This is a genomic window from Streptomyces botrytidirepellens (assembly GCF_003721215.1).
GTDB classification, from domain to species: Bacteria; Actinomycetota; Actinomycetes; order Streptomycetales; family Streptomycetaceae; genus Streptomyces; species Streptomyces himastatinicus.
Genome location: NZ_RIBZ01000701.1, coordinates 1 through 7,141 on the forward strand (window position 1 = coordinate 1; position 7,141 = coordinate 7,141).

The 7,141-nt window shown below is 74.4% G+C and carries 6 protein-coding genes and 1 pseudogene; 3 read left to right on the forward strand and 4 right to left on the reverse strand.

Going from position 1 to position 7,141, the window contains the following annotated elements:
• Window positions 1-307: 307 nt before the first annotated feature.
• Complete coding sequence (locus EEJ42_RS36255; RefSeq protein ID WP_246097594.1) at window positions 308-1,996, reverse strand: glycoside hydrolase family 3 protein; 1,689 nt, start codon at window positions 1,994-1,996, stop codon at window positions 308-310.
• On the opposite strand from EEJ42_RS36255, the gene EEJ42_RS53410 reads away from it, so the two are divergent.
• Together EEJ42_RS53410 and EEJ42_RS36260 are read left to right on the forward strand one after the other, a co-directional pair.
• Window positions 1,995-2,273 (forward strand): hypothetical protein, encoded by a 279-nt coding sequence (locus tag EEJ42_RS53410; protein WP_246097595.1) that lies wholly within the window; start codon window positions 1,995-1,997, stop codon window positions 2,271-2,273. The two genes, EEJ42_RS36255 and EEJ42_RS53410, sit on opposite strands and share 2 nt — an antisense overlap.
• Window positions 2,274-2,688: 415 nt before the next feature.
• Entirely contained in the window at window positions 2,689-3,366 is a 678-nt protein-coding gene (locus tag EEJ42_RS36260; RefSeq protein WP_246097596.1) for a hypothetical protein, read from the forward strand.
• A gap of 91 nt (window positions 3,367-3,457) precedes the next feature.
• Here EEJ42_RS36260 and EEJ42_RS36265 read toward each other — a convergent pair whose 3' ends face one another.
• Window positions 3,458-4,369, reverse strand: coding sequence for a LysR family transcriptional regulator (locus tag EEJ42_RS36265; RefSeq protein WP_123106449.1), 912 nt, complete (start codon window positions 4,367-4,369; stop codon window positions 3,458-3,460).
• Between the two features lie 91 nt (window positions 4,370-4,460).
• Between EEJ42_RS36265 and EEJ42_RS36270 the strand changes: the two genes are divergently transcribed.
• A complete protein-coding gene (locus EEJ42_RS36270) occupies window positions 4,461-5,459 on the forward strand; it encodes an EamA family transporter (protein WP_425473012.1) in 999 nt (332 codons plus the stop codon).
• Here EEJ42_RS36270 and EEJ42_RS36275 read toward each other — a convergent pair.
• Window positions 5,458-6,135: pseudogene (locus EEJ42_RS36275) on the reverse strand (sugar phosphate isomerase/epimerase family protein); the annotation flags it as partial. The gene EEJ42_RS36270 and the pseudogene EEJ42_RS36275 overlap by 2 nt on opposite strands.
• Before the next feature lie 86 nt (window positions 6,136-6,221).
• On the reverse strand, window positions 6,222-7,141 hold a 920-nt coding region (locus tag EEJ42_RS36280; RefSeq protein WP_148082151.1), incomplete at its 5' end, for a methyltransferase.

The window sequence follows — 7,141 nt, forward strand, 5'->3', positions numbered from 1 at the left end:
CCCGTGCCGCCCCGGCCCACCCGGGCCCGGGTGGACCGGGTCCCTGCTTCGGGCCCCGGGCCTCGGCCCTGGCCTGGCTCCGGCCCTGGGCGCGGCCCGAACCTGCGGTGGCCACGGCCCGGAACCGTGGTGGTGGGCCGTAGGCGTCCCCGCCTCGCTGCCGGGGCCCGCATGAGCCCCTGTGACAGCCCTTGGCGGACGAACACGGCGCCCAGCGCCCACCGCAGCTGCGTACCGCCCTGGGGTCCGGGGGTGCCCCCCGGTTTCGGGAAGGGGCGGGGTGGGGGATTGTCCCCGCCCACCGGCCTCAGTACGAGAGCCCGTGCCCGATCGGGTACAGCACCCGGGAGGGGGCGTCCGCGCGGCGCACCGCCACCGGCAGGCGTCCGCGCGGGTCCCGCTTCCCGGCGATGACCCGGGCGGCGGCCCGCACTTCGACGTCCGTCCAGCCGTAGGTGGCCAGCGACGCGCCGGGGTCGTTGCCCAACTGGGCGATGTCGTACGGGTCCTTGATCGCGACGTGGACCACCGGCATCCCGGTGGCGGACAGTTCCGAGACCAGCCGCCGCTGACCGGACCCGGCGTCGACGTCGCGGGTCAGCACGATCACCGCGTCCCGTTCGCGCGCCGCCGCGACCGCCTCGTCGATCCGCGCCGGGGACGGATCGGGCGCGCTGCCGGTGCCGGTGGACAGGGCCTTCGCGGTGAAGCCGAGCGCGTCGAGGGCGCGGGCGAGGACGGCCGTGGGCGGGCCGCCGGTGCCGGTCGGGGCGGCGGGGTCCACGCCGACCACGAGCAGCTTGCGGTGGCGGCGGCGGGACAGCGGCAGCAGCCCGCCGCGGTTGGTGATCAGCGTGGTGGTGCGGTCCGCGATGCGCGCGGCGGTCGCGGCGTGCTCGCGGGTGCCCACCGTACGGTCCACCGCGCGGCCGCTGGTGTACGGCTCGTCCAGCAGCCCCCGGCGCGCCTTGAGTTCCAGGACGCGCAGCACCGACGCGTCGAGCCGGTCCTCGCTGATCTCGCCCTTCCGTACCGCCGCGCGCACGCTGTTCCAGGCGGCGGGCAGATCGGGCGGGGTCAGCAGCTGGTCCACGCCCGCCTTCAGCGCGAGCACCGGCACCCGGTCGTCGCCGTACTTCTCGCGCACGCCCTGCATGCCGAGCGAGTCGGTGATCACGACGCCGTCGTAGCCGAGCTCCTCGCGCAGGACGCCGGTGATGATGGGGCGGGAGAGCGTGGCCGGGTCGTCAGCCGGGTCGAGCGCGGGGAACAGCAGGTGCGCCGTCATGACCGAGTCGATCCCGGCGGCGATCGCGGCGCGGAACGGCGGCGCGTCCAGCCGCTCCCACTCCTTGCGGGAGTGGGTGATCGTCGGCAGTCCGACATGGCTGTCCACGGAGGTGTCGCCGTGCCCGGGGAAGTGCTTGGCGGTGGCCGCGACCCCGGCGCCCTGGTACCCCTCGACCTGGGCCGCGACCAGCCGGGCGACCGCCTTGGGGGAGGCGCCGAAGGAGCGGATGCCGATCACCGGGTTGGCCGGGTCGACGTTGACGTCCGCGTCCGGCGCGTAGTCCTGCCGGATGCCGAGCGCGGCCAGCTCCGCCCCGGCGATCCGGGCGGCCGCCCGCACGTCCGGCACGTGGCCGCCCGCACCGAGCGCCATCGCCCCCGGGAGCAGCGTGGCGGGCGCCCCGATCCGGGCCACCATGCCGTGCTCCTGGTCGGTGGAGAGGAGCAGGGGCACGGGGGTCGAGCCGTCGAGGGCGGCCTTCTGGATGCCGTTGGAGAGGGCGGCGATCTGCCGGGGGCCACGGATGTTGTTCGCCCACTCGGTATACATGATCCCGCCGAGGTGGTACTTGGCCACCAGCTCGGCGGCGCTGCCGACGCCGTACTTCTTGCGGTTGGCCGCGGCGTCGCCGGGGTCGGGCGCGGTGGCGGAGTGCCCGTACACCGACAGGACGAAGAGCTGGCCGATCTTCTGGTCCAGCGTCATGCGGCCGAGCAGGGCCGAGGCGCGGTCCCGGTCACTGCGCCGGGTAGGGGCGGGCCGGCGCGTCGCCGCGGACGCCGAGGGTGCGGCGGATGCCGACGCGGACGCGGACGCTGACGTGGGCGCTGATGCGGACGTCGCGGGCGAGCTGAACGTCCGCGGGCTGCATGCGCTGGCGACGGCGGCGGTCGCCGCGGCGAGCAGGGTGCGGCGCGAGGTCGGCTTGTGCACCCGCACTCCTTCCATCGGGCTCGGGAGGGGGTGGCTGGCGTTCATATGACACGCTGGTGTGCCGGGTGGGGCCCGGTCAATGGGAACCAGTGATTCGGTTCAACTTCGTTCAGGAGCGGACGACTTCGCTCGTCAAGAGGCGGCGAAGCGTGGCCTGGCGGGCAGCCGGTCTTTCGGCACCGTAAAGATCGCGATGATATGGCCCGTGCCGCCGACGCTCTGGGAGGGGTGCGCGCCGGCGGCGGGGTGCTGGTGGCCGCAGGCGGCGAGGCGGGTGGTCCCAGCGACGCAGCCAGCAGCGAGGCCGATACCGCCGTGCGGAGACTCCCCAACAGCACGGCGGTTGGACGCCCCGCCGAGCGGTCCGGTTCCGCGCACGGGGCGGGCAGAATGGGGTGGGAGATCGATCCGCAAGGGGAGGGGGAGCGATTCTTTCCGCGCTCGCGAACATAGCGCTGGGGCTGGTGACCAGCCTTCTGGGCGGTGGGTTCGTCTGGTTGTGGGAGCGCGGCAAGCGCACCCGGGCCCTGAACAGGAAGGCGGGCTTCTTCGGTGTCAGGCCCGGCGAGACCTGCCTCGTCGTGCTGCCGAACAAGCACAACGCGCCTCGCGCCGTGCACCACCGGGACGTGCGGGCCGTGGTGGAGCTGGCCATGCTCGCGGGCGAGTTGGGCTGTCAGGTCTCGGTGGCCTCCGGCTCCTTCCGCGGCAGCAACGGCGACCGCACCGAGTTCTGTGTCGGCGGTCCCCTCGGCGACGCCAATGTCCGCGCCGGTGGGCACCTCGCCGCGCATCTGCCGGGCGTCACCATCCACCCCTACAGCGATCGGCCCGAGGCCGTGGCCTTCTCGGTCGGCGGCGAACAGTACCTCTTCGATCAGGGCAACGAGGAGTACGCCCTCGTCGCGAAGTTCACCCCCCAGGAGTCGAGCCGCCCCGTGGTCCTGGTGTGCGGGCAGAGCGCGCTGGCGAACCAGGCCGCCATCCACTTCCTCCGGCGTGAGTACGCGCGGGTGGTCAGGGAGATCGCCTCGGAGGATCGCTACTGCCTGCTGATCAAGATCTCTGACATCCTCACCTACGAGTTCCACAGGGCGGTACTCGAACGCGACGTCTCCGCGGCCGCGTTCGCACCGGCATAAGGGCTCACCGCCGCGCGACGGCGTTCGGTCGCTCCGGCCATGCCCCTTCGCACCGCGGCCGGTTCGGGCGGGGGAACGTCGGCCGGAGGCGTCACGCGGCGGCCACGCGCCGTGGCCACTCCTCGCCGAGCACCGCGACCGTCTCCGTGATCGCGGGGCGGCGCGCGGCGCCCTCGCGCCAGAGGGCGTAGAGGCGGCGTACCGGCACCGGATCCAGGGGCACCGCCCGCACGCCCTCCGGCAGGGGGCCACGGCCCAGGCGTGGCATCAGGGCGATGCCCAGACCCGCCGCCACCAGGGCGATCTGGGTGTGGTTCTCCGCCGCCTGGTAGACCAGGTTGGGTTCGTGCCCCGACGCCCGCAGCGTCCGTACGAGCCAGTCGTGGCACACCGTCCCCGGCGGCTGGCAGATCCACCGCTGTCCCGGCAGATCCTCCCGCCGCAGCGTCTCCCGCCCCGCCAGCGGATGCCCGACCGGTACGAGGACATCGCACAGGTCGTCCCCGATCGGGGCGCGCCGCAGCCCGTCCGGGGCGGGCAGCGGGGCGATGTCCCAGTCGTGGGCGACCGCCAGGTCGATGACGCCCTGCGCCGCCAGATCCACCGACAGGTGCGGGTCGACCTCGACGAGCCGGGCGTCCAGCGAGGGGTGCTCGGCGGCGAGCCGGGCCAGTACGGCGGGCAGCAACCCGCGTGCGGCGGACGGGAACGCGCCGATCACCAGCCGCCCGGTCGGCCGTCCCCGCCGTTCCTCCAGGCTGGTTTCCGCGCGCTCCACGATCGCGAGGAGCTGCTGGGCGGTGGCGGCCAGATGCTGGGCCGCGTCAGTGAGGACGACGCCGCGGCCCTGCCGCTCCAGCAGCGTGGTCCGCGTCTCCCGCTCCAACTTGGCGATCTGCTGCGATACGGCGGACGGGGTGTAGCCGAGCGCGATGGCGGCCGCGCTGACCGAACCGTGCACGCCCACCGCGTGCAGCGCCCGCAGCCGGGACAGATCGAGCATCGCCCCCACCTCCCACCTTTCATGTTTTCTGCATCCAACCATGAAGTCATCCGGACTGGTGCTAAAAGGTCCCGCCCCCGATCCTCGACCTATGCGACCTGCACACATCGGCCTCGCCGTGCTCGTCACGGCCCTGTGGGGCGTCAACTTCGTGGTCATCGAGGTGGGCCTCGACCACATGCCGCCCCTTCTCTTCTGTGCCCTCCGCTTCCTGGTGGCGGCGGTGCCCGCGATCTTCCTCGTCGGCCCGCCGCGGGTCCCCTGGCGGTGGATCCTGGGGGTCGGGCTCGCGCTGGGCGTGGCGAAGTTCGGGTTGCTGTTCATCGGGATGCACCAGGGGATGCCGGCCGGGCTGTCCTCGCTGGTGCTCCAGGTCCAGGCGGTGTTCACCGCGCTGTTCGCGGCCGCCGTACTCGGCGAACGCCCCGGCCGCCGACGGCTGTTCGGCATGGCGGTGGCGCTCGGCGGTATCGCCGTGGCCGCCGTCGACGAGGGCACCTCGGGCCCGCTGATCGGCTTCGTCCTCGTCATCGCGGCCGCGGCCTTCTGGGGCGTCTCGAACGTCCTCACCCGCAAGGCCGCCCCGCCCGACCCGCTGAGCTTCATGGTGTGGGTGAGCCTGGTGCCCGTACTGCCGCTGCTCGGCCTGTCGCTGGTGTTCGAGGGCGCGGCCCCCGGCCTGCACGCGCTGGCCACGCTCGACTGGGCCGGCGGGGGCGCCATCGTCTACGTCGCCTGGGTCTCCACCGTGCTCGGCTTCGGCCTGTGGAACTTCCTGCTGCGCACCTACGACGCCTCCGCGGTCGCGCCCTTCTCCCTGCTGGTGCCGGTCTTCGGCATGTCCTCGGCGGCGCTGGTGCTGGGGGAGGGCATCAGCCCGCTGCGCTGGCTGGCGGCGGCCCTGCTGGTGGGCGGGGTGGCGCTGACGTCGCTCCCGTCCGTACGCCTCCTCCGGCTCAGGCCGCGTCGGCGAGCAGCCGCAGCAGGTGGTCCCGGCCCGGGGCCAGCAGCGGCGGGAGTTCCTGGGCCTGCGGGTACCACCGCTTCTCGTACTCCCAGCACAGCCAGCCGTCCCAGCCCTCCCGGCTGAGCAGCTCCACGCACTCGGTCAGCGGCAGCACGCCCGCGCCCAGCGCCAGCGGAGTGGTGTCATCCGCTGAGGCGATGTCCTTGACCTGGACGTAGCCCAGGTGCGGCGAGAGCGCCGCGTAGCTGGTGGCGGGGTCCTCGCCGCCCAGCCAGGGGTGCATCACGTCCCAGATCGCGCCGACACTGCCGTGCCCGACCGGCCCGAGGACGCGGGCCGCGTCGGCGCCGGTGCGGTGCGAGTCGTGGGTCTCCAGCAGCAGCCGTACGCCCAGCTCCGTGGCGTACGGCGCCGCGTCGCCCAGGCGGGCGGCGGCCGAGGCGTCGGCCTCGGCGGGGTCCCGGTCGCCGCCGCCCGGGAACACGCGGACGTTGGCCGCGCCCAGGTCGTGGGCGAGCGCGAGGAGTTCCCGCAGCCCCGTCAGCACCGGCTCGTCGGGGCCCTCCGCCGCGACCCGTACGTACCCGGCGACGGTCAGGATGTCCACCCCGGCGTCCCGGAACTCCCCGGCCACCCGAGCGCGTTCGTCCGCCCCGATCCCGGGGTGCACCGGCTCCTCGGGGTGCGCGCGCAGCTCGACACCGTGGTACCCGTTCCCGGCGGCGAGCCGGGCGACGTCGGTCATGGGCATACCGGGGACGCCGAGGGTCGAGAAGGCGAGCTTCATGGCGGTCTCCATGGGGTCGTGGGGGCTCGGCAGGGGGCAAGGTCAATCCTGCCGTGCCGAAAACCGGTAACCCGGGACCGGCGACCCCAAACCATTCCTCACCCCGCTGCCAGCCGCCACAGTGACGTCACCTCCGCCGCCCGGGCCGCGTGCAGCGGGTCGGTGGGGTCGGTCGCGCGGGGGTGGGCGGGGCGGGTGTCCAGCCGGTCGACGACGTGCAGCCCCGCGGACTCGAACGCGCCCAGCAGCTCCTCCCGGGTCCGCAACCCCAGGTGCTCGGCGAGGTCGGAGAGGATGAGCCAGCCCTCGCCTCCGGGAGTGAGGGCGTCCGCGAGACCGTTCAGGAAGCCGTGCAGCATGCGGCTTCCGGGGTCGTACACGGCGTACTCGACCGGCGAGCTGGGGCGGGCCGGGACCCAGGGCGGGTTGCAGACCACCAGCGGGGCGCGGCCCGGCGGGAAGAGGTCCGCGCGGACCACCTCCACCCGGTCGGCGAGCCCCAGCCGCGCCACGTTCTCCCGCGCGCAGGCCAGCGCCCGCTCGTCCTGGTCGGTGGCCACCACGCGCTCGATGCCGCGCCGCGCGAGCACGGCGGCCAGCACGCCCGACCCGGTGCCGATGTCGAAGGCGGCCGTGCGGGAGGCGGGCAGCGGGGCCTCGGCCACCAGGTCGACGTATTCGCCGCGCACCGGGGAGAAGACCCCGTAGTACGGATGGACACGGTCGCCGCCGAGCGCCGGGATCTCGACGCCCTTCTCGCGCCACTCGTGCGCGCCGATCAGGCCGAGTAACTCCCGCAGCGAGATCACCGAGGGGCCGTGCGCCGCGCCGTACACCTGCGCGCACGCCTCCCGCACGTCGGGCGCCCGCCGCAGCGGTACGGCGAGGTCGGCGTCCAGCGGCACGAGCAGCATGCCCAGCAGCCGGGCCCGCCGCCCCTGCTCCTGCCGGTGCCGGTGGAACGCCTCGGCCGCGCTCTCCGCCGGTCCGCGCCGCCCCCGGGGCCGCCGCGGCCCCC